We start from the raw sequence: 20,985 nt of genomic DNA on the forward strand, positions 1-20,985 counted from the left end.
CTGCGGTCAGCGTCGTCTTACCATGGTCAACGTGGCCAATCGTGCCGATGTTGACGTGCGGTTTTGTACGCTCAAACTTTTCCTTTGCCATTCCTCAGGCGCCCTTTTGCGATTTGGGGGACCCTTGGTCCCGTGGTTACATCTGCGCGCGCGAGATATTTGGTTCGCAGGGGAAAATCAAGCACATCCTGCGTTAAAAGCAGGTTAAGACGCCGGATTTTGCAGAACCTCGGAGGAATCGAGAGGTTGTATCAGGTCAGGGCGGCGTTGGAACCAGCCGTTCTCGTCATGTTCTTCGGCCAACCACTCTTCGACTCGGTCCGCAACCTTCAGGGCCAGACCGCTCATTTGCTCTTCTTTGGTCCGCGTATTTCCCGACCCTGTCAGGGCACTTTCACCGGTTGTATCTTCCAGAACCTGAAACTGTTTTCCCTTAGCCAGGAATTCCTTGTTCTTCACGTCATAGACGTTAACCAGAACAATCGCCGTGCTTTTGGGGTTGTAGATGACCGGAATGCCCGGCGGGGCCAGCATGTATCCTTCGAGACTGATACCGATATCGTATTCCTGCGCGCCCTCATACCGGCCCAAGCGGACATCCACAGCGTTCTGAATCGCCGCCGTCCATTCATCCGGCGTGGCGTCGCGGGATACCGGACCCTGCACTGCCTTGTCAGCAAAGGCATAGTTCACACGCAGCTTGAATTCCCCCAGCGACTCGGGTTCTTCGTATAGCTGCGTCTGCGCGCACGCGCCCAGCAGGGTCAATCCGGTTATCAAGGTCAGAATGCGTAACATGATCTCGTCTCGATGGGCCTGTTTTTCTTTGATTTAGCGCACCAACCCAACTTGTGCCAAGCTGGATCGAAAGAATTCAGTTGTTGTGGCCGCGCGATCACGAGAATTTATAGTCGCGCGGGAACCCGTAAGGCGGCTTTTTCCCAACGCTGGCGCGTTTCGCAAGCCACTGGGACATATCGGCCTCGTGCCGTGTTTTGTCACCGCCCATGGACCATTTAAGCCCGTCTTCCCAGTGAAAGGTCGTAAGGTCCGACAGCCCGCCATCCAGCTCCAGCGTTCCCTGCCGTCCGCGTGCCATGTTGTATTTCTGCAGGCGCACGCCTTTGCCACGCCCCATTTCAGGCAGCTCTTCGACAGGAAATACAAGGAACTTACCGTTCTGGGAAACCACAGCCACATGATCGCCCTGAACCGGCTTACAGATCATCGCGGTTTCGTCGCCTTTGACGTTCAAAACCTGCTTGCCATTGCGGGTCTGCGCCAGAACGTCATCCTCGGGCACCATGAAGCCGTTGCCTGCATCCGAGGCCACCAGCAGCTTGCGCCCCGGCTTGTGGATCATGATGTCGATGATCTGTGCCTCGTTCGGCAGGTCCACCATCAGGCGCAGCGGCTCACCCATGCCGCGTCCGCCGGGCAGGTTGGCTGCGCTGACCGTGTAGAATCGTCCGTTCGATGCAAACACCAGCAGACGGTCGGTGGTTTCGGCATGGAAGATAAAACGCGGACCGTCGCCATCCTTGAACTTGAGCTCGCGCTTCAGATCAATGTGACCCGTCATGGCGCGAATCCAACCCATCTGAGAGCAGACGACCGTGATCGGTTCCTTGTCGATCATCGCTTCAAGCGGCACTTCTTCCACATTCCCGGCTTCGGCAAACTGGCTGCGGCGCGCGCCGCCTTCGTAATCTTTGCCGAATGTCTTCTTGGTCTCTTTCAACTGCTCGGCGATCTTGGCCCATTGCAGGGCGGGGTCGGCCAGCAGGTCTTCGAGATTGGCGCGTTCCAGCATCAGTTCATCACGCTCGCGCACCAGTTCCATCTCTTCGAGACGGCGCAAGCTGCGCAGGCGCATGTTGAGGATCGCGTCGGCCTGGACTTCGGACAGTTCGCCCTCGCCCGGTTTAGGCGAGACATAGTCGGACTCATCGGTCGCGCGAACATGGTCGATGCCCCAATCCTCGCGCATCAGCGCGGCTTTTGGGTCTTCATCATAGCGGATTATGTCGATCACACGGTCGAGGTTCAGGAAGGCAACGATGAAGCCCTCCAACACCTCAAGCCGGTGGTCGATCTTCGCCATGCGGTGACGCGAACGGCGCAGCAGAACCTCTTGCCGGTGATCGAGGAAGGCGCGCAGCACTTCCTTCATCGAGCAGACCTTGGGTGTCACCCCGTCGATCAGCACGTTCATGTTCAGGCTGAACCGGATCTCAAGGTCAGAGTTGCGATAGAGCATGCCCATCAGCACCTCGGGGTCCACGTTCTTGGAGCGCGGTTCAAGGATCAGGCGGATGTCATCGGCGGATTCGTCGCGTACGTCGGCGAGGATCGGGATTTTCTTGGTCTGGATCAGTTCCGCGATCTTTTCGATCAGCTTGGACTTCTGAACCTGATAGGGAATCTCGGTGACCACGATCTGCCACTGGCCGCGTCCGAGGTCTTCAACCTCGAACTTACAGCGCAGGCGGAACGACCCGCGCCCGGTGCGATAGGCTTGCGCGATATTCTCGGGCGGCTCGACGATCACGCCACCTGTCGGGAAATCCGGGCCGGGAACGTAGTTCAACAATGTGTCGTCACGCGCATCTGGCGTTTTGATCAGATGCAGACAGGCGTCGCAAAGCTCTGAGATATTGTGCGGCGGGATATTCGTCGCCATGCCCACCGCAATACCGCTGGCTCCGTTCGCCAGCAGGTTCGGGAACTGCGCGGGCAGCACGACCGGCTCGGTCAGGGTGCCGTCATAGTTGTCGCGGAAATCGACAGCGTCTTCATTCAGACCTTCAAGCAGCGCCTCGGCCACGATGGTCATCCGCGCCTCGGTGTATCGCGAGGCCGCAGGGTTGTCGCCGTCGATATTGCCGAAATTCCCCTGCCCGTCGACCAACGGGTAGCGCACGTTGAAATCCTGCGCCAAACGCGCCATCGCGTCGTAGATCGCTGCGTCGCCATGCGGGTGATAGTTACCCATCACGTCGCCCGAGATTTTGGCTGACTTACGGAATCCCCCCGTCGCGCTGAGTCGCAACTCGCGCATCGCGTACAGAATTCTCCGGTGAACCGGCTTTAGCCCGTCCCGCGCATCGGGCAGCGCCCGGTGCATGATGGTGGATAGCGCATAGGTCAGATAGCGTTCGCCAATCGCGCGGCGCAGCGGTTCAGCTATCTCGCCCCCGGTCTCAGGGGTCTCCATGTTGGGGTCGTCGATCGTGTCGTTCATATATGATGTGATACGACGCAACCGCGCTGCGGTAAAGCAACCAGCACGCATTTTGCTGGGGACAAGTGGCGCTTTATGCAACAGGGGGAGGCAAGCTCAGGATTTCCCCCAATCTTTCGACTCGGCTAAAAGATTATGTTAGGCTTTCACGTATTATACTGCCGTCTATTTCACGTTTTTCTTTTACCGGGGGATGCGCCATGTCGCGCCTTGTTCTTGCTACCTTTGCCGCACTCGGATGGTGTTTCTATGTCATGAGTGACGGTGCCGATTTTGAGCCGCGCGGAGTGCGAACCGCGAAGCCGGAGCGTGTCACCTCCCCTCCGGAGCAGGTAGCCCTGCAACACACTCGTGCCGAACAACTGGTGACGAATGTTGCCGCGCGCACGCCGACGGTGAGCGTAAAGCCTATCCTCACAAAAGAAGACATCGTCGAGATTTTGCCCGAACCGGCCACTCTCGAGTCCTTTTCAAGCCTGCCGGCTTTCGATGATCCAAGCGCAAATATTACCCTTGCCTCGCTTGAGGATGGGCTGACCGGGCTTCGTCAAGTCACCGAACCCGAGCAACAAGCAGAGGCGGAAACGCCTGCGATTCCAGAGCCACAAAAGGACATCCGTGAAATTTCGGGGACGCGTGTGAACATGCGCGACGGTCCGGGCACGATCTACCCGATCGTTGGCAAAGTGAGCATTGGCCAGAAGGTCGAAGTCCTAAGCGACTCGGGCACCGGATGGCTGCGGCTTCGCGTGTTGCCCGCGCAACAGGTCGGATGGATATCTGCCTCTCTGGTCAGAAAAATCGCAGAGTGACGCAGTGCCAACATTGTCCTGATCCATGCCTCGCCATAGCTTTGGCGCAGGATAAATTTCAGGAAGACCATGCAGAAAACCATTCTTATCACCGGCTGCTCCTCTGGCATCGGACTTGACGCTGCGCATGGGATGCGTGCGCGAGGGTGGCGTGTTTTCGCGTCCTGCCGCCAGCAGCGTGACTGCGACCGGCTGCGCGCGCAGGGTTTTGACAGCCCGCGCATTGACTATACCGACAGCGAAAGCATCACATCCGGCCTCGCGGAAGTGCTGGATGCAACCGGCGGCACGTTGGACGCGGTTTTCAACAACGGCGCACATGGATTGCCGGGGGCGGTTGAAGATTTGCCCACAGACGGTTTGCGCACGATCTTCGAGGCAAACTTTTTCGGCTGGCACGAGCTCACGCGCCAAATCATCCCGATCATGCGCGCGCAGGGCCACGGGCGAATCGTTCAAAACTCGTCGGTTCTGGGCCTTGTCGCTTTTCCGTGGCGGGGCGCTTATGTGGCCACCAAATATGCGGTCGAAGGGCTGACGGACACGCTGCGCCTGGAACTGGCAGGAACGAACATCAAGGCCATCCTGATCGAACCCGGCCCGATCACGTCAAAAATCCGCGAGAATTCGATCCCTTTCTTCGAGCGTTTCATCAACTGGGAAAACTCGGCCCTGCGCGAGAAATACGAAGCCTCGTTATTGAAAAGACTGTACGAATCCTCGGGGCCGGACCGGTTCGAGCTGCCTGCGTCAGCGGTGACCGACAAGCTGGCTCATGCTGTGGAATCAAAACGCCCGCGCGCCCGGTACTATGTCACCACGCCGACTTATATCGCCGGTTACCTGCGTCGGTTCCTTCCCACGCGCACAATCGACCGTATCCTGTCGGACGTCTGAGGCGAAATTACCCGTTCGCTTTTTGAGCGTCCGAGGCTAGATGATAGCCCAACGAAACAAGTAACGCGGACGGTGTACTCATGGACCTACTGATGGTCGTCCTACTGTTGGCAATGGCTGCTGTTGTCGTCGTGCTGGCGATCGGCATCTCGAATTTCGGCAAAAGCGGCAAGGAAGCCGCGATGAAAAGCAACAAGATGATGCGCCTGCGCATCCTGTTTCAATTCATTGCCGTAATACTGATCGTGCTCTACGTCTGGCTGCGCGGACAAGGAGTTCAATAGATGGTCGTTCTCAATAAAATCTACACGCGCACCGGCGATGACGGCAAAACCGCGCTGGGTAACGGCGAACGTGTCGCAAAATACTCGGGCCGCGTGGCCGCCTATGGCACCGTGGATGAGCTAAACTCTTTAGTCGGCGTTGCCCGCACCGAGGCCGAAGGCGAGGTCGAGGCCGCGCTGTCGCGTATCCAGAACGACTTGTTCGATCTGGGGGCCGATTTTTGCCGCCCCGACATGGAAAAAGACGCCGAGGCCGACTATCCCCCGCTTCGGATCGTACCAGCCCAGATCGATAGGTTAGAGGCCGAGATAGACGCGATGAACGAAACGCTGGAGCCGTTGCGCAGCTTCATCCTGCCGGGCGGGTCTCGTTTGGCGGCTCATCTGCATGTCTGCCGCACAGTGTCACGCCGCGCCGAACGGCTGGCCGTCGAGTTGACAAACATGGAGCCGGTGAACGAGGTGGCTGTTAAATACCTTAACCGTCTCAGCGACTGGTTCTTTGTGGCGGCCCGATGCGCAAATGAAAACGGCACGGCGGATGTGCTGTGGATTCCCGGCGCGAACCGCTAACTCGTCATTGGGCAAGCAATTTTATTGCGCGCCGTTGCGTCAAAAAACACGAAACGCGACGTCCCAAGTCCATGACGTGACGATTTTGCTCTGTTGCCACTCGAATTGAAACGCTATTCAGACCCCCGAGAGCATTGGTGGAGTCGCTTCGCGGCTTACCGGATTTGTAAGGAGAAAGCGCAAAATGAAGGTACTCGTGCCTGTCAAACGCGTGATTGACTATAATGTGAAGGTCCGCGTTAAAGCGGACGGTAGCGGTGTCGATCTCGCCAATGTCAAAATGTCGATGAACCCGTTCGACGAAATCGCCGTCGAAGAGGCGATCCGCCTGAAAGAAGCAGGCAAGGCCGACGAAGTCGTCGCCGTGTCGATCGGCGTAAAGCAGGCGCAGGAAACGCTGCGGACCGCTCTGGCCATGGGTGCCGACCGCGCCATTCTGGTTGTTGCAGCCGACGACGTCCATCAGGACATCGAACCGCTGGCCGTTGCCAAGATCCTCGCCAAAGTGGTCGAGGAAGAGCAGCCCGGTCTGGTTCTGGCGGGCAAGCAGTCGATCGACAACGACATGAACGCCACCGGTCAAATGCTGTCGGCCCTGCTGGGCTGGTCGCAAGGCACCTTCGCGTCGGAAGTCGACATTGAAGGCGACACCGCCAAGATCACCCGCGAGGTGGACGGCGGCCTGCAGACCATCAGCGTCAAGATGCCGACTATCGTGACCGTTGACCTGCGCCTGAACGAGCCGCGCTATGCGTCGCTGCCCAACATCATGAAGGCGAAGAAAAAGCCGCTGGACGAGAAAACCGCCGCCGATTACGGCGTCGACGTCTCGCCCCGTCTGGAAATCGTCAAAACCGAAGAGCCGCCGGCACGTGCCGCTGGTATCGTCGTAGGCTCGGTCGACGAGCTGGTTGCGAAACTCAAAGAAGCGGGGGCTGTGTAATGGCTGTTCTTCTTCTCGCCGAAGTCAACAATGGTGAACTGGCGCTGGACGCCACCGCCAAAGCCGTCAACGCCGCGAAATCGCTGGGTGACGTGACCGTTCTGGCCGCGGGTGGCTCTGCCGCTGCTGCTGGTGAAGCCGCTGCCAAGATCGACGGTGTGGCCAAGGTTCTGGTTGCCGAAGACGAGTCGCTGGGCCACCGCCTGGCGGAATCGACTGCGGCCCTGATCGCTGGTCTGGCCGATGGGTACGAGCATATCGTTGCACCCGCCACCACCGACGCCAAGAACGTGATGCCGCGCGTTGCGGCCCTTCTGGACGTGATGGTGATCTCGGATGCGTCCGGCGTGGTTGACGGCTCGACCTTCGAGCGTCCGATCTATGCGGGCAACGCGATCCAGACCGTAAAGTCGTCTGACACCAAGAAAGTCGTCACCTTCCGCACCGCGTCCTTCGACGCAGCGGGCGAAGGCGGTTCGGCTGCGGTTGAGACCATCTCGGTCGGTGCCGATGCCGGTCTGTCCTCGTGGGTTGAAGACAAGGTTGCCGAAAGCGACCGCCCCGAGCTGACCTCGGCTGGTGTCGTTGTTTCGGGCGGCCGTGGCGTTGGCTCGGAAGAGGACTTCAAACTGATCGAAACTCTGGCCGACAAGCTGGGCGCTGCTGTCGGCGCATCGCGTGCGGCGGTTGACTCGGGCTATGCCCCGAACGACTGGCAGGTGGGTCAGACCGGTAAGGTTGTTGCCCCGGACCTGTATGTCGCGGTTGGCATCTCGGGCGCGATTCAGCACTTGGCCGGCATGAAAGACTCCAAGGTCATCGTTGCGATCAACAAGGACGAAGAAGCGCCGATCTTCCAGGTTGCCGATTTCGGTCTGGTTGCCGACCTGTTCCAGGCGGTGCCGGAGCTGACCGAGAAGCTGGGCTAAGCCCACGCTTCGCATTGAAAAGAAGGCCCGCCAATCGGCGGGCCTTTTTCATTGCAGGTCCCTCACCCTGTTAACAAGCACTTCGGCGATCGCCCTATGTGCGGCCGGCCCAATCATGTGCTCAGCCATCGGCTGCTGCATCGTTCCGAACAACATATCTTCCAGCTCGTCTGACTGGCCGGATACGCTGGCGGATATCTCAACGATCTCAAGACAAAGTGGACGCAGCGCGTCTAGCATTTCATCTGAGACGGGAACTTCTGCGTCCTGTGCTGGCTCAGATCCGTCGGATTGCCTCAGAACACGCAAGTTCATAAGAATCACTGGTGTTTTCAGGGATTCCAGCAGATCGCACAATTGGGCAACCCAACACTTGCGCAGTTCTTCAGCTACAGCTTCAAAACGCGCGTCCTGCTGCCCTTGCAGCAAAGTCGCAAGATGGTGCACGAAATGGACATCCGCGAAATCGACTTCTGGGTACAACGAGACCAAATCCTCAGTCGGCGCTAGAAACCGATCGTTCCGCCGCGGATGCAACCTGTAAAAGCGATTCGATTGCCCCAGAACATCTGGTGCTTGCAGGACGCATAAGTCCGCGTTGTTTAGCACCGATCGTAAACCCGCATCGCCACACAAAGCGTCAACACCGCAAGACAAACTGCCGAGATTCAGGCACCTCCGGTCCAGTTTTCCTTCGAGGATCGTGAGGAAGGGACGCTCGACAAAGCGGCCGAAAGTTTCGTTCCCGCCTACGCACGCCATGAAAGGCGTATCCAAGGATCGCTGCGGCCCGCGAAACCAAAGACGCGACTCGCCGTATTGACAAACGGCATCCTCGGGTCCCCCCGAGCCTGTTTGATGATAGCTCATATCACTCACCCATTTTTCACCCGGGTGCCATCATGCAGCCGCAAATCTTGAGAAATTCCTAATGTGCGCATTTGAAGCAAATCCGCAGTACTTGATACCCTTGCCGCCCGACCCAAACTGTCGATATTGTCGCCCTAACCCGTTGCACAAAGGCACCAGAATATGGATGTAAAATCAGTCGGAGTGATTGGCGCAGGCCAGATGGGGAATGGTATTGCCCATGTCCTCGCCCTGGCGGATTACGACGTTCTGCTGAACGACGTAAATCAGGACGCGCTAGACAGTGCGATGGCGACCATCGAAGGGAACATGGCGCGCCAAGCGTCACGCGGAAAGATTTCTGACGAAGCGATGCAGGCCGCCCTCAACCGTATCCAAACCACGCTTGAATTGCCGGCGCTGGGGCAAACAGATTTGGTGATCGAAGCGGCAACAGAACGTGAGGCGATCAAGCAGGCGATTTTCGAGGACCTTCAACCGCATTTGTTGCCGCATACGATTCTGACATCGAACACCTCGTCGATCTCTATTACGCGACTGGCCAGCCGTACTGACCGCCCGGAACGCTTTATGGGCTTCCACTTCATGAACCCGGTGCCGGTCATGCAACTGGTCGAACTGATCCGTGGTATCGCCACCGACGAAGAGACTTTCAGCGCGTGCAAGACCGTCGTGGATCGGCTGGGAAAAACAGCGGCCAGCGCCGAGGACTTCCCGGCCTTTATCGTGAACCGAATCCTGATGCCGATGATCAACGAGGCGGTTTATACCCTGTATGAAGGGGTTGGGAACGTACAGTCCATTGACCAGTCCATGAAGTTAGGTGCCAATCATCCGATGGGCCCGCTGGAACTGGCAGATTTCATCGGCCTGGACACGTGCCTGGCGATCATGAATGTTCTGCATGACGGACTGGCCGACACCAAATACCGCCCCTGCCCTCTGTTGACGAAATACGTCGAGGCCGGATGGTTGGGGCGCAAAACGCAGCGCGGGTTTTATGATTACCGGGGTGAAATGCCCGTCCCGACTCGGTAAAGGGGGCCAGCCCCCTCGCCCGGATTTTATCCGGGCTCACCCCCGGGATATTTTTAGCCAGATGAAGATACGGATCAGGGCTTGAGCGACTCGCCAAGCCCCAACGTGTGCTTGCGGAGCCAGGCCATGAAGCCGCGTGGGTCACGTTCGAGCAATTGCATGTCTTCGTCTGAAACCGGGTCGCCGATGACGGGTGATTGCGGCTTGTTGCAGGAGCGGACGATCTCGTGCAGCAGAAGCCCCTGACGTAGAATAGCAGACATTTTATTGGCTATCTGGTATGCGCGCGAGTTGCTGCCCGGGAAAAAGATAGGCACAACCCGTGCGCCCGATCGCCGAATCATCTTGGCCGTGAAAACATTCCACTCTTGCTCGATCGCGGGGCCAAACCAGTCATCCGACGACATCACGACGCCCGAAGGGAACAGGGCAACCACCCCACCATTTTTAAGATGGTCCATCGCCTTTCCGCGCATTTCGAGCATTTTGGCCTGTGCTTCCGGGTCATGTGGAAAAGGCACGGGAATCATGAAAGAGGTCGCGGCTTCATCCAGACCAGTCAAAACCGAGCGCGTCAGGATACGATAGTCGCTGCGGACCTGACCGATCAATTCAGCCAAAATCATGCCGTCGACCATGCCATGCGGGTGGTTGGCCACCACGACCACCGGTCCGGTCTTTGGGATACGCGCGATCTGTTCTTCTGGGGTGGTGAGGTCGATACCCATCACCTCGAGCGCGCCGCCCCAGAACCGTTGGCCGCGATAGTATTCGTTCTTTTTCTCGAACTTGTTGACCATGCGCAGAATAGTCAGCTTACCCGTACACCATTCAATGGCGCGGATCGCGGTTGCAGTCCAGGCATCGTCGAAAGAGTTTGCGTAGGTCAGGGTTCTACGGTCGTAGACTTCGCCCTGGTCCTCGGCCCCATTCACAACCGGGCCTGTCTTGGTCTCGTGCGTTGTTTCCGCCAAATCCTGGTCTTCCCGTTCTTCTTATCGCGGCAGGTGCGGTCAGAACCCTTCCCCGAACTTGTCGTTCACCAAGGTTTCCAGCGCATCAGCCAACGCCTCAGCATCCGGTCCGGATGTCTCGACGTCAATAGTCGTTCCACGCGATGCTGCCAACATCAAAAGACCCATTATGCTGTCGCCAGACGCAGAAAGCCCGTCTTTTGACACTTCGGCCTGAGCGTCGAACCCTTCGACCACCTCGACCAGTTTAGCCGAGGCACGGGCGTGCAAGCCCTTTTCATTGATTATTTTCAAACTTCGGGTTGTCATTCTTAATCGGTCCGGTCTTCGTCCAGCGTCACATTTTGGGCATTGATGTATTTGCGTCCAGCCTCCATCGCCTGCCTTACAGCGTCGCCGACAGGCAGATGGCGGGATTTGGCCAGTTTAATCAACATAGGCAGATTTGCACCGTAAAGGATACGTCGATCCTGCGGTGCGCAGGCGCGCAGACTCAGATTCGAGGGGCTGCCGCCAAATAGATCCGTGACAACGACGACCCCGTCGCCGACGTCCACACTGTCAGCAGCCGCGCAGATCTCGGCCTGCTTGGCGTCGCGATCATGATCTGCCTCAATCGAGATCGCAACCAAGCCAGATTGTTGTCCGACCACATGCTGCATCGCGGCCAGATATTCCTGAGCCAGCCCACCATGTGCTACGAGTACGATCCCGATCAATCCGGCCTCACATTCAACGATCGACGTTCCATTTCGCGGTGCCTAATTGCCACTTGCTGCCCCTCCTCCGCAAGAGCCTTTGCAACGGCTTCGGCGGTGGCAACCGATCTATGTTGTCCCCCGGTGCAGCCGAAGGCCACGGACAGGTGCGCTTTGCCCTCGGCCCGATAAGCAGGCAGCAAGTGCCTGAGCAAATCAACGACCCGGTCGAAAAACGGCGCATAGTTCGCGTCTGACTGAACATAGCGCGCCACATCCGGGTTTCGACCATCCTCGGCCCTTAGTTCCGGGCGCCAATAGGGGTTGGCCAGGAATCGACAGTCAAAAACCATATCCAGTCCGCGCGGCAACCCTCTTTTATAAGAGAATGATTCGATGGATACCGCCAGGTGTCGACCGCTCTGCGGTGCAAACCAGCGTTCGACCTCTTCGCGTAGTTGGTGGACATTCAGCGGACTTGTATCAATCAGCATGTCCGCAAACTCGCGGATCGGTGCCAAAAGTTCCTTTTCCTGACGAACACCGGTTTCAGGACTTGCGTCTGCCGCCACCGGATGACGCCTGCGTGTTTCGGAAAACCGGCGCAACAGCACCTCGTCACTGCAATCGAGATACAAAGTCGACATGTCGACTTGCTCCATTCGCCGCAGTTTGGCCGCCAGTTCGATGAACCCAATCGTCGAAAACTCCCGGTTGCGGGCGTCGATGCCCAGCGCCATTGGCCGGTCATTTTCCGGCCCTTCCAACAGGTGCAGCAAAAGCCCCATGGGAAGGTTATCAATCGCTTCAAACCCGAGGTCTTCGAGAACCCGAATCGCTGTCGACCGGCCCGCACCCGAAGGCCCGGTCACCAGAACGATACGCCGCTGCTTTGTCATGTGCTGGGCCATTCAGGGTCTACGCGCCCCATCCTCAGTAATTGCATCAGAGCTGATGCCAAATTGGGGACACCCGCCCCGCGTAGCAAGGGAACAGTTTGCCTCAGGGCGCGAATTTGAACCACTTCGGGCAGGCGCGCGGGTTCTGACTGGTCCAGATCGACCACGTAGCTCAGCTTAACCGGCCCCACCGGTTGCGCCCGCAACAGACCAATGCCGCGCGCCTCAATCAATCCGCTTATGGGCGCAGGGACGTCGACCAGAACACTATCGCCTTCCATCCTTAAAACGACCCGGTCGTCTGCGACCAGACCGGCACCAAGCGCCATCATCTGCAACCCGAGTGCTGACTTACCCGCCCCAGAACGTCCGACAAATAGCATCCCCCGCCCTTCGGCGGCTACGCATGTGGCATGAAGAATTGCTGTGTCTTGATCTGCGACGTCTAAGAGGAACTGACCGCTCATGACCTACACAGGCAGGCCCACGACGAAACGGGCACCCAGCGGGTCAGAGGTAATATCCGCTTCGGTGGGGCGGATATTCTCAGCCCAGATAACACCGCCATGCGCCTCAACGATCTGTTTGGAAATCGCCAGGCCGAGACCGGAATTGTTTCCAAAATGCTCGGGTGGACGCTGCGAATAGAACCTTTTGAAGACCTTGGTCAGCGCCTGCTCGGGAATTCCGGGGCCGGTATCCTCGACAACAATCAAAACACGGTTTTCCCGACGCCGCACCCACACGCGGATAGCGTCACCGTTTTCGCAGAAGGAAATCGCGTTGGTGATCAAGTTGACAAACACCTGCGCCAGACGCGCCTCGAGCCCGTTAATTTCGATTGGTTGCGCCGGCAAGTCGGTGATATATTCGACCCCCTTGGCCCTGGCGTCTTCACCTAGGTACTGGCTGATATTACTGAGCAGCTTGAGCAGATCAAACATCTGCTCTTCTTCCTTGACCAGCTCGGCATCCAGACGCGACGCATTCGAGATATCGCTGACCAGACGGTCGAGACGGCGGACGTCATGCTCAATAACGCTCAGCAGTTTTTCACGCTGATCCTCTCGCTTGACCATGCGCAATGTGCCCACTGCAGATTGCAGGCTGGCCAAGGGGTTCTTGATCTCGTGCGATACGTCAGCCGCAAATTGCTCGTTTGAATCAATACGGTTGTAAAGCGCATTCACCATGCCGCGCAAAGCCCGGCTGAGGCGGCCTATCTCATCCGGACGGGCGCTAAGGTCTGGTATGCGAATACGACCCGGATTTACCCCGGCCCCCCGGTCCTTGCCTGTCTCGGCAGCGGCGGCCAAATCCGCCAAGGGGTTTGCGATCGTAGACGCCAGAACAAGGCTGAGGCCGATGGAGACCAGCAATGCGACCACGAACATTTGCAGGATACGCTCCTGCTCGCGACGGGCCAGTGCGTCGATCTCACCCGCAGGGCCGGCCATAGCGACCGCCCCGACAGGCTGTCCGTCCTGTATGATGGGCGCGGCAGCCACGATAACGGTTTCGCCTGCTCCGTCTTTCACAGCCTGAACCTGCATCTCGCCCTGCAGCGCACTGGGGACCAAAGACTGCACGCGCTGCGCTAGCGTTGGCGCTTCGTCAGGGTTGGCGTTCGTGAATACCTTGTACAACCCGGTCCACACGGCATTCAGCGCGTCACTGATCAGCGTGCTGCCTGTCTGAACCTCGGCCTCTGATCTGAGAAGGTGGGGCATCTGAACACTGACCGCCCCGCCCCGCGTCCAACCGATCAGAGTACCGGCGGCGTCGTACACAAAAACCTCGCCCCCTACGGGAAGGCTTAGCCCCGCAAGCGTGTCCTTTACGTCCAACTCGGCGCTGCCATTGGAAAGCGCGATGGAGTTTTGCCTTAGCTGCGCTTCAAACACATTGCTGACAAGCAGGGCGTCCCCGGACAAGTTGCGTGCCGTCTGCTTTACCTTCTCCTCGCGGGAATCATCCAGATACAATAAGCCGGTCACAAGAATGACCAGAGCCACCAGATTGAAGGTTATGATCTTTCGGGCCAGAGGGGATCCGCGAAGCGAAAACAGGTTCCGGCGGCGGCGCGATGCACGCAGCTCGGCCGAGTCCGGATCCTGCGGGATGACCCAGTCATCGCCCAGAACGACATCTCCATCCCGCAATTCGCTGGCTTGTTCCGTATCGCGCACGTGCCCCAACTACCCTTTCAAAGCAGCTATTTTTATTCTTCGTTATACCTGTAGCCTATCCCGTACAACGTTTCGATGGCCGAAAACTCCGGGTCGGCAGCGCGCATTTTCTTGCGCAGTCGCTTGATGTGGCTATCGATCGTGCGGTCATCCACGTAGACTTGATCGTCATAGGCGACATCCATCAACTGATCGCGGCTTTTGACAAAGCCCGGACGTTGCGCAAGAGCCTGCAAAAGAAGGAACTCAGTCACTGTCAGGGAGACGTCCGCGCCCTTCCAGCTAACAGCGTGGCGCAGGGGGTCCATCCTCAACTCGCCCCGCTCCATAACCTTGGCATCCCCCGAATTGGCAACGGCGACATCACCCGAGGTTGCTTCCTGCCGACGCAGCAATGCGCGGATACGCTCAACCAGAAGACGCTGAGAAAACGGTTTCTTGACGTAGTCATCGGCCCCCATGCGCAGGCCAAGCACTTCGTCGATTTCATCGTCCTTGGAGGTCAGGAAAATCACCGGCATCTGGGTTTTCTGCCGCAGGCGCTGCAACAAATCCATGCCGTCCATCCGGGGCATCTTGATATCCAGAACTGCCATATCCGGCAGTTTCTTGTTAAACGCGTCCAACGCAGCCTGCCCGTCGTTATACGTTTCGACCTCGAAACCTTCGGCTTCGAGAGTCATGGACACGGACGTCAGAATGTTTCTGTCGTCGTCCACCAGTGCAATCTTTGACATCGGGTTTGCCCCTATTCCTGCTCACTCATGCAATATTTCGCTTATTAGTAGGGCATTTTTGTCGTTTTTGTGGCCCCGATTCAATCCGTATCTGCGAATCGTGCGTTTGTTGTCACACAGTTGCAGCAAAAAAGCCGTTAATGTTGCCGGAAAAGCGCCCTGATTTCCGACAGGAAATTTGTGATGGCGCTAAACCTGAAGTTGGTTGCGCTAACTGCGCCAAACCGTCCTGTTCATGCCCCAAACGACCGTGATAAGACCCGGCTGTCCGCCGGAACGATCCGGCAAAATGCCCCAAGAGCGCATTGGGCCTGAAGCCTGCGCGCCGCCACAGGAGAAGACAAACATGACATCTGGACGGGTTAACCCGCAATTCCGCCTCGAAGATCAGGGCATCGAGGGTCTGGGAAATGTCTATTACAACTTCATGGAACCGGCGCTGATCGAAGAAGCGCTGAAGCGGGGCGAAGGCACGCTGGGCAACGGTGGCGCTTTCCTCGTTACCACCGGCAAATTCACCGGCCGGTCACCCAAGGACAAGCACGTTGTCAAAACCGATAGCGTCGCTGAAACCATCTGGTGGGAAAACAACGCCGAGATGAGCCCCGAGGGGTTTGATGCGCTGTACGAAGACATGCTGGCGCATATGAAGGGCCGCGACTATTTCGTGCAGGACCTCGTCGGCGGAGCAGACCCGGCCTACTCGATCAACGTGCGCATGGTCACCGAACTGGCGTGGCACAACCTGTTCATCCGTCACCTGCTGCGCCGCCCGGATCGCGAGGATCTTGACGAGTTCACTGCGGACTTCACCATCATCAACTGCCCCAGCTTCCAGGCCGACCCGAAAAAGCACGGCTGCCGGTCCGAGACCGTGATCGCGCTGAACTTCGACCGCAAGCTGATCCTGATCGGCGGCACCGAATATGCAGGCGAGAACAAGAAATCCGTCTTTACCCTGCTGAACTACATGCTGCCCGAAAAAGGCGTTATGCCGATGCACTGCTCGGCCAACCACGCCGTTGGCAACCCGGTCGATACGGCTGTGTTCTTCGGCTTGTCGGGCACTGGCAAAACCACCCTGTCTGCCGACCCGTCGCGCACCCTGATCGGGGACGACGAACACGGCTGGTCAGATCGCGGAACCTTCAACTTCGAGGGCGGTTGTTATGCCAAGACGATCAACCTGAACGCCGAGGCCGAGCCGGAAATCTATGCGACGACCAACAAGTTCGGCACCGTCATCGAGAACATGGTGTTTGACCCCGAAACCAAGGAACTGGATTTCGAGGATGACTCGCTGACCGCGAACATGCGCTGCGCCTATCCGCTGGAGTATATCTCGAACGCGTCCAGCAGCGCGCTGGGTGGTCACCCCAAGAACATCATCATGCTGACCTGTGATGCGTTCGGCGTGCTGCCTCCGATCGCGCGACTGACCCCGGCGCAGGCGATGTACCACTTCCTGTCGGGCTTCACCTCCAAGGTTGCGGGCACCGAGCGTGGCATCACCGAGCCGCAACCGACTTTCTCGACCTGTTTCGGCGCGCCGTTCATGCCGCGTCGTCCGGAAGAATACGGCAACTTGCTGCGGGACAAGATCGCCCAGCACGGCGCGACCTGCTGGCTGGTCAACACCGGCTGGACCGGTGGTGCCTACGGCGTTGGCAGCCGGATGCCCATCCGCGCAACTCGCGCTTTGCTGACTGCCGCGCTGGAAGGCTCGCTGCGCGACGCCGAGTTCCGCAAGGACGCCAATTTCGGCTTTGATGTTCCGGTATCCGTACCTGGCGTTGCCGAAGTTCTGCTGGACCCCCGTCGCACTTGGGACGATCAGGCCGCCTTTGACAAACAGGCGGAAAAGCTGGTGCAGATGTTCGCCGAAAACTTTGAACAATACCTTCCGTTTATCGACGAAGACATCAAAGCGGTTGCGATCGGGTAAAAAGACAAGGGGCGACTTTCGCCCCTTTTTTTCGCCTCGGCACATGACCTTCGGGCAATGCGGCCTACCTCCAAGGGCGTATACAAATACGTTGCTCGTTTCCTTGGTTTGCGGTATTCCCCGAGGTCATTGTGACGAAAAAGCCCGGCGCAGTTGCACCGGGCATATGGTGAAAAGACCTTTGGGAAGCTCAGGCGCACACTCACACACGCGATTTGAGCAACCTAATCGAATACGAGTGTATGAAACAGGGGATGAGTGTCAATACGAGACGAGCTGAACTCAAATAACTCAGTATCTCTCACCCCGTTGTTCTTGCACGGCGGGCGACACAGGCAAGGACAGGTAATACCATGACGGAAATCTCGAAACTGACCGAACTGCGCAAACTGATGCAGAGCATGGAACGCACGCTGGGGCTGGAACAGCTTTCTCCGGTTGAGCGGGACATCTACTACGCTGCTGAAGAACTGTCGAAAACCGATCAGGAAGTCCGCACATTCGGCCTGATCGAGCACACTCTGGTTCAAAGTGTTTCGCGCCCGACGTTTTTCCGTGCGCTCAAGTCGCTAGTGCAGAAAGGGTATCTTTCGCAAAGCGGCAGCGCGAACCGGGGCCGGTATATCGTTCATGCACCCAGATGATGGCTTTAGCCTGCACGATGGTGGTTGATCGTCGTGCACAAATGGGCCTCTGACACATTCTACGCATCGCTGGCTTATGTCGTCGCATCCTTCCTCACGTTCGAGGTTCTGATGCCGCTGCAGAATGTTTTCTTTCCTGAATATCCCAGCCGGGCCAGCCTTTTATTTCTGCCGCACGGCGTGCGCGTTCTGGCGGCTTGGCTGCTTGGCTGGCGTTCGATCTACGCGCTACTTCCAGGCGTCTTTATCGTGTTTGCATTTCTGGGTGGCTCTGACGTGTTCCTACCCAGCCGCATTATGGCCATCGCAATAGCTGTAACCACCGTTCCGGCAGTATTTTACCTTTTGAAATGGGTGGGCTGGGATTTATTCCCGCGCGCCGACCGCAAACCCTGCTGGTCCTGTATCATGGGCGTCGGCGTCGTAACCTCATTCCTCGTATCGGGCCTGACCAATTTGGTATTTGGCAGCGCGCGAGTGGAATACGTCGCCTACCTGATCGGCGATATCTCGGGCCTGTTTTTCCTTATGCTTGGTTTGTATTTCGCGTTTCGCTTTGCCGACACGCGCGGCTAACCGAGAAAACCGCGCCGCAGCAGGTTCAACCCGGCGATTAGCAAGACCAGCAGCGTGACCTTTCGGAACAGCGCCTGATCAATGCGGGACTGTAGCTGCAAACCGATCCACATTCCGATAAGCGCAGGCAGAACCAAAGCCGCCGAAAACGGAGCCGTCTGGGAATTGAATATGCCTGAACCCAGATGGGCCACCAACAAAGCAACAGCACCCAGACTATAGATCACCCCCTGAACCCGCATCTGCACAGCTTTCGGCGTGTTCAGCGCGGTCAGGTAAAGAACGGTCGGCGGACCCCAGACACCGGACATACCGCCGACAAACCCCGCGATTGACCCAATCCCGACCTCAATCCGGACAGAGGGCTTTTCAAGGGTCAGCTTCAGCCCCAAAACCTGAATCAAGGCGAAGAACGTCACCGGAACGCCAATTATCAAGAGAAACGTCCTCGCCGGGACAATGCTGATCAGTTGCGCGCCCAATAGCAGAAATACCAGACCGACGCTCAGAAACACCCGAAACTGCCGAACGGCGGAAATGGCTGCGGGCACCCCCTCGCGAAGCCCCTGATATCCGTTCGTCACCAGTGTCGGCAAAATCAATCCCGCAATGGCAAGGTCAGGCGGCAGGATCATACTTAGCCCCGACACCAGAATCATCGGCATGGCAAATCCAACCATGCCCTTGACCCAACCGGCCAAGAACGCGACCCCGAAAGCGAGCATCAGTTCCTGCGAGGAGAGTGCGGAAAACAACGTCATGGTCCCGTGATACCATTCCTGAAATTCTCTGCACTGCAAAAATGGTAGCGCAATTTTTGAACTTTTTCGTAGCGTAATTCGTATTTTTGTTGCGCTGCATGTGCAGCATGGTATGACCGTACGACCCAGAAAAGGACGTGATTCATGGCCCATGACGGACAGGATATGACCCAGATGACGACATCCGCGATTTTGCCCGACCTACTGACTCTGACCCGCGCCGCCGTGCCTGCTGTCGAAGCAGTATTTGAACGCGCGCGCGAGTCGGTCCGGGCGATGGTAACCGAAAATGATCGTGTCTCTGGCGCGTTGATCGAAGCGAACCAAACCGCAGCACATGGGTTGGCTTGGCTGGCGACTTACCAGCAATCCCTGCAACAGATGCAACGCTGGGCCGAGGCGCTGGACGCCGATGGCAAGTTTGGCGAAATCGAACAACTACTGCATCAGATCGCCTTTGGCGAATACCTGCATCAGGTCGCCGGTGGCATTCCGATGAACCAGGGCGAGGTCATTCGCCTGCAAGATATGGGTCTGGGCTGGGACGCGCTGTCTGGCTTCCAATCAACTGAAATCCAGACCCTGATGGCGCAGGCCAATTCTCAGGCCGCCCGCAGCCGTCTGGTTGAACTGATGGAAGATCAGGCCGGTGCCACGATGTTCGGCGCGTCCGGTCTGGACGAAGAACTCGAAATGATCCGCGACCAGTTCCGCCGCTATGCGCAGGAAAAGGTGGAACCCAACGCCCATGACTGGCACCTGAAGGATGAATTAATCCCGATCGAGATCATCGAAGAACTGGCCGAAATGGGCGTCTTTGGTCTGACCATCCCCGAAGAATTCGGCGGGTTCGGCCTGTCCAAAGCCTCGATGTGCGTGGTGTCCGAGGAACTGTCGCGCGGCTATATTGGTGTTGGTTCGCTGGGCACACGCTCCGAGATTGCCGCCGAGCTGATCATCGCGGGGGGCACCGATGAGCAAAAGGCGCAATGGCTGCCCAAAATCGCCAGCGCCGAGATCCTGCCGACCGCTGTTTTCACCGAACCCAACACCGGATCGGACCTTGGCAGCCTGCGCACCCGCGCAACCAAGACCGAGGATGGCAATTACGAGATCACCGGCAACAAGACATGGATCACCCATGCCGCGCGCACCCATGTGATGACCCTGCTGGCTCGTACCAACCCTGACACCACCGACCACCGTGGTCTGTCGATGTTCCTGGCCGAAAAGACGCCTGGCACCGATGAGAACCCCTTCCCCACCGAGGGCATGACCGGCGGTGAGATCGAGGTTCTGGGCTATCGCGGCATGAAAGAATACGAGCTGGGTTTTGATGGCTTCAAAGTCAAAGGTGAAAACCTGCTGGGCGGCGAAGAAGGCAAAGGCTTCAAACAGTTGATGGAGACGTTTGAGTCCGCCCGCATCCAGACCGCAGCCCGCGCCATCGGCGTGGCGCAATGTGCGCTGGATATTGCCATGCAATACGCGCAAGAGCGTAAACAGTTCGGCAAATCTCTGATCAACTTCCCGCGTGTCTCGGGCAAGCTGGCGATGATGGCGGTCGAAATCATGATCGCGCGTCAGCTGACCTATTTCAGCGCGTGGGAGAAAGACCACGGCCAACGCTGCGATCTTGAGGCTGGCATGGCCAAGTTGCTGGGTGCCCGTGTTGCGTGGGCGGCGGCCGACAACGGCTTGCAGATTCATGGCGGCAACGGTTTTGCGCTGGAATACAAGATCAGCCGCGTTCTGTGTGATGCACGTATTCTAAACATTTTTGAGGGGGCCGCCGAAATTCAGGCACAAGTTATCGCTCGGCGCCTGTTGAGCTGACTTTTTCGGCAACCCCGTTTCCCCAACTTGACCCGGCGCTCGCGCCGGGTCTTTTTCTATTGTGCAACGTTTGGACTCAATCTGGCCTCTTGCTCAGTTCGTCCTATGAATTCATTTGAAACGACGCTAGAGCAGC

General features: G+C 57.8%; 23 protein-coding genes. 11 read left to right on the forward strand and 12 right to left on the reverse strand.

Annotation, left to right across the window (positions count from 1 at the left end; genetic code table 11):
* The 3 genes from ACR0B7_RS19605 to parC all read right to left on the reverse strand — a co-directional run.
* Positions 1 to 91, reverse strand: a 91-nt coding sequence (locus ACR0B7_RS19605) for a GTP-binding protein (protein ID WP_215675807.1), incomplete at its 3' end; no start/stop codon positions are given.
* Positions 92 to 204: 113 nt separating this feature from the next.
* Positions 205 to 798: a hypothetical protein gene (locus ACR0B7_RS19610; protein ID WP_170485935.1), complete on the reverse strand. Its 594-nt coding sequence runs from the start codon at positions 796 to 798 to the stop codon at positions 205 to 207.
* Positions 799 to 895: 97 nt separating this feature from the next.
* Entirely contained in the window at positions 896 to 3,244 is a 2,349-nt protein-coding gene (gene parC, locus ACR0B7_RS19615) for a DNA topoisomerase IV subunit A (RefSeq protein ID WP_170485936.1), read from the reverse strand.
* A gap of 200 nt (positions 3,245 to 3,444) precedes the next feature.
* On the opposite strand from parC, the gene ACR0B7_RS19620 reads away from it, so the two are divergent.
* From ACR0B7_RS19620 to ACR0B7_RS19645, 6 genes are all read left to right on the forward strand, one after another.
* Complete coding sequence (locus ACR0B7_RS19620) at positions 3,445 to 4,056, forward strand: SH3 domain-containing protein (RefSeq protein ID WP_480682272.1); 612 nt, start codon at positions 3,445 to 3,447, stop codon at positions 4,054 to 4,056.
* Between the two features lie 69 nt (positions 4,057 to 4,125).
* Positions 4,126 to 4,953: an SDR family NAD(P)-dependent oxidoreductase gene (locus ACR0B7_RS19625; RefSeq protein WP_170485937.1), complete on the forward strand. Its 828-nt coding sequence runs from the start codon at positions 4,126 to 4,128 to the stop codon at positions 4,951 to 4,953.
* 80 nt (positions 4,954 to 5,033) lie between these two features.
* Complete coding sequence (locus ACR0B7_RS19630; RefSeq protein WP_170485938.1) at positions 5,034 to 5,237, forward strand: twin transmembrane helix small protein; 204 nt, start codon at positions 5,034 to 5,036, stop codon at positions 5,235 to 5,237.
* The gene (locus ACR0B7_RS19635; RefSeq protein ID WP_170485939.1) at positions 5,238 to 5,810 is read left to right on the forward strand and encodes a cob(I)yrinic acid a,c-diamide adenosyltransferase; all 573 of its coding nucleotides are present in this window, start codon (positions 5,238 to 5,240) and stop codon (positions 5,808 to 5,810) included.
* Positions 5,811 to 5,994: 184 nt separating this feature from the next.
* Positions 5,995 to 6,753, forward strand: coding sequence for an electron transfer flavoprotein subunit beta/FixA family protein (locus tag ACR0B7_RS19640; RefSeq protein WP_170388298.1), 759 nt, complete (start codon positions 5,995 to 5,997; stop codon positions 6,751 to 6,753).
* Positions 6,753 to 7,682 (forward strand): electron transfer flavoprotein subunit alpha/FixB family protein, encoded by a 930-nt coding sequence (locus tag ACR0B7_RS19645; RefSeq protein ID WP_170485940.1) that lies wholly within the window; start codon positions 6,753 to 6,755, stop codon positions 7,680 to 7,682. The genes ACR0B7_RS19640 and ACR0B7_RS19645 overlap by 1 nt, the downstream gene beginning before the upstream one ends.
* Positions 7,683 to 7,730: 48 nt before the next feature.
* Here the strand turns inward: ACR0B7_RS19645 and ACR0B7_RS19650 are convergent, their stop codons facing one another.
* Positions 7,731 to 8,552 carry a DUF6473 family protein gene (locus ACR0B7_RS19650; RefSeq protein WP_480682276.1) on the reverse strand — a complete coding sequence of 274 codons (822 nt, stop codon included), beginning with the start codon at positions 8,550 to 8,552 and terminating at the stop codon, positions 7,731 to 7,733.
* Positions 8,553 to 8,714: 162 nt separating this feature from the next.
* Here ACR0B7_RS19650 and ACR0B7_RS19655 point away from each other — a divergent pair, with 162 nt between their 5' ends.
* Entirely contained in the window at positions 8,715 to 9,590 is an 876-nt protein-coding gene (locus ACR0B7_RS19655) for a 3-hydroxybutyryl-CoA dehydrogenase (RefSeq protein WP_170485941.1), read from the forward strand.
* 74 nt (positions 9,591 to 9,664) lie between these two features.
* Here ACR0B7_RS19655 and ACR0B7_RS19660 read toward each other — a convergent pair whose 3' ends face one another.
* Genes ACR0B7_RS19660 through ACR0B7_RS19690 form a run of 7 tightly spaced genes read right to left on the reverse strand, consistent with a single transcriptional unit; the run spans position 9,665 to position 15,087 of the window.
* Complete coding sequence (locus ACR0B7_RS19660; RefSeq protein ID WP_170485942.1) at positions 9,665 to 10,564, reverse strand: lysophospholipid acyltransferase family protein; 900 nt, start codon at positions 10,562 to 10,564, stop codon at positions 9,665 to 9,667.
* Positions 10,565 to 10,603: 39 nt separating this feature from the next.
* Positions 10,604 to 10,873, reverse strand: a complete 270-nt coding sequence (locus ACR0B7_RS19665) for an HPr family phosphocarrier protein (RefSeq protein ID WP_170485943.1) — start codon at positions 10,871 to 10,873, stop codon at positions 10,604 to 10,606.
* A 2-nt stretch (positions 10,874 to 10,875) separates the two neighbouring features.
* On the reverse strand, positions 10,876 to 11,283 hold the full coding sequence (locus ACR0B7_RS19670; RefSeq protein WP_170388288.1) for a PTS sugar transporter subunit IIA domain-containing protein: 408 nt from the start codon (positions 11,281 to 11,283) through the stop codon (positions 10,876 to 10,878).
* A complete protein-coding gene (gene rapZ, locus ACR0B7_RS19675; protein ID WP_170485944.1) occupies positions 11,280 to 12,161 on the reverse strand; it encodes an RNase adapter RapZ in 882 nt (293 codons plus the stop codon). The genes ACR0B7_RS19670 and rapZ overlap by 4 nt, the downstream gene beginning before the upstream one ends.
* Positions 12,158 to 12,628, reverse strand: a complete 471-nt coding sequence (locus tag ACR0B7_RS19680; RefSeq protein WP_170485945.1) for a serine kinase — start codon at positions 12,626 to 12,628, stop codon at positions 12,158 to 12,160. Before ACR0B7_RS19680 ends, rapZ begins: the two co-directional genes overlap by 4 nt.
* A gap of 3 nt (positions 12,629 to 12,631) precedes the next feature.
* Positions 12,632 to 14,350 carry a sensor histidine kinase gene (locus ACR0B7_RS19685; protein WP_170485946.1) on the reverse strand — a complete coding sequence of 573 codons (1,719 nt, stop codon included), beginning with the start codon at positions 14,348 to 14,350 and terminating at the stop codon, positions 12,632 to 12,634.
* A gap of 32 nt (positions 14,351 to 14,382) precedes the next feature.
* A complete protein-coding gene (locus tag ACR0B7_RS19690; RefSeq protein WP_170388274.1) occupies positions 14,383 to 15,087 on the reverse strand; it encodes a response regulator transcription factor in 705 nt (234 codons plus the stop codon).
* Between the two features lie 346 nt (positions 15,088 to 15,433).
* On the opposite strand from ACR0B7_RS19690, the gene ACR0B7_RS19695 reads away from it, so the two are divergent.
* The 3 genes from ACR0B7_RS19695 (at position 15,434) to ACR0B7_RS19705 (ending at position 18,252) form a co-directional block, all read left to right on the forward strand.
* Positions 15,434 to 17,032, forward strand: a complete 1,599-nt coding sequence (locus tag ACR0B7_RS19695; RefSeq protein WP_170388272.1) for a phosphoenolpyruvate carboxykinase — start codon at positions 15,434 to 15,436, stop codon at positions 17,030 to 17,032.
* A 353-nt stretch (positions 17,033 to 17,385) separates the two neighbouring features.
* Entirely contained in the window at positions 17,386 to 17,676 is a 291-nt protein-coding gene (locus ACR0B7_RS19700) for a hypothetical protein (protein WP_170388330.1), read from the forward strand.
* Positions 17,677 to 17,709: 33 nt separating this feature from the next.
* Positions 17,710 to 18,252, forward strand: a complete 543-nt coding sequence (locus ACR0B7_RS19705) for a hypothetical protein (protein WP_480682280.1) — start codon at positions 17,710 to 17,712, stop codon at positions 18,250 to 18,252.
* On the opposite strand, the gene ACR0B7_RS19710 is transcribed toward ACR0B7_RS19705, so the two are convergent.
* Positions 18,249 to 19,013, reverse strand: coding sequence for a sulfite exporter TauE/SafE family protein (locus ACR0B7_RS19710; RefSeq protein WP_170485947.1), 765 nt, complete (start codon positions 19,011 to 19,013; stop codon positions 18,249 to 18,251). The two genes, ACR0B7_RS19705 and ACR0B7_RS19710, sit on opposite strands and share 4 nt — an antisense overlap.
* A gap of 144 nt (positions 19,014 to 19,157) precedes the next feature.
* Between ACR0B7_RS19710 and ACR0B7_RS19715 the strand changes: the two genes are divergently transcribed.
* The gene (locus ACR0B7_RS19715; protein ID WP_170485948.1) at positions 19,158 to 20,849 is read left to right on the forward strand and encodes an acyl-CoA dehydrogenase family protein; all 1,692 of its coding nucleotides are present in this window, start codon (positions 19,158 to 19,160) and stop codon (positions 20,847 to 20,849) included.
* Positions 20,850 to 20,985: the final 136 nt, after the last annotated feature.

The organism is Ruegeria sp. BB6, from assembly GCF_056539385.1.

Excerpts from the sequence above, each read along its gene's own strand:
- ACR0B7_RS19610 (WP_170485935.1), bottom strand. The coding sequence starts at position 798 with ATGTTACGCATTCTGACCTTGATAACCGGATTGACCCTGCTGGGCGCG.
- parC (WP_170485936.1), bottom strand. The coding sequence starts at position 3,244 with ATGAACGACACGATCGACGACCCCAACATGGAGACCCCTGAGACCGGG.
- ACR0B7_RS19620 (WP_480682272.1), top strand. The coding sequence starts at position 3,445 with ATGTCGCGCCTTGTTCTTGCTACCTTTGCCGCACTCGGATGGTGTTTC.
- ACR0B7_RS19625 (WP_170485937.1), top strand. The coding sequence starts at position 4,126 with ATGCAGAAAACCATTCTTATCACCGGCTGCTCCTCTGGCATCGGACTT.
- ACR0B7_RS19630 (WP_170485938.1), top strand. The coding sequence starts at position 5,034 with ATGGACCTACTGATGGTCGTCCTACTGTTGGCAATGGCTGCTGTTGTC.
- ACR0B7_RS19635 (WP_170485939.1), top strand. The coding sequence starts at position 5,238 with ATGGTCGTTCTCAATAAAATCTACACGCGCACCGGCGATGACGGCAAA.
- ACR0B7_RS19640 (WP_170388298.1), top strand. The coding sequence starts at position 5,995 with ATGAAGGTACTCGTGCCTGTCAAACGCGTGATTGACTATAATGTGAAG.
- ACR0B7_RS19645 (WP_170485940.1), top strand. The coding sequence starts at position 6,753 with ATGGCTGTTCTTCTTCTCGCCGAAGTCAACAATGGTGAACTGGCGCTG.
- ACR0B7_RS19650 (WP_480682276.1), bottom strand. The coding sequence starts at position 8,552 with ATGAGCTATCATCAAACAGGCTCGGGGGGACCCGAGGATGCCGTTTGT.
- ACR0B7_RS19655 (WP_170485941.1), top strand. The coding sequence starts at position 8,715 with ATGGATGTAAAATCAGTCGGAGTGATTGGCGCAGGCCAGATGGGGAAT.
- ACR0B7_RS19665 (WP_170485943.1), bottom strand. The coding sequence starts at position 10,873 with ATGACAACCCGAAGTTTGAAAATAATCAATGAAAAGGGCTTGCACGCC.
- rapZ (WP_170485944.1), bottom strand. The coding sequence starts at position 12,161 with ATGACAAAGCAGCGGCGTATCGTTCTGGTGACCGGGCCTTCGGGTGCG.
- ACR0B7_RS19680 (WP_170485945.1), bottom strand. The coding sequence starts at position 12,628 with ATGAGCGGTCAGTTCCTCTTAGACGTCGCAGATCAAGACACAGCAATT.
- ACR0B7_RS19690 (WP_170388274.1), bottom strand. The coding sequence starts at position 15,087 with ATGTCAAAGATTGCACTGGTGGACGACGACAGAAACATTCTGACGTCC.
- ACR0B7_RS19695 (WP_170388272.1), top strand. The coding sequence starts at position 15,434 with ATGACATCTGGACGGGTTAACCCGCAATTCCGCCTCGAAGATCAGGGC.
- ACR0B7_RS19700 (WP_170388330.1), top strand. The coding sequence starts at position 17,386 with ATGACGGAAATCTCGAAACTGACCGAACTGCGCAAACTGATGCAGAGC.
- ACR0B7_RS19710 (WP_170485947.1), bottom strand. The coding sequence starts at position 19,013 with ATGACGTTGTTTTCCGCACTCTCCTCGCAGGAACTGATGCTCGCTTTC.
- ACR0B7_RS19715 (WP_170485948.1), top strand. The coding sequence starts at position 19,158 with ATGGCCCATGACGGACAGGATATGACCCAGATGACGACATCCGCGATT.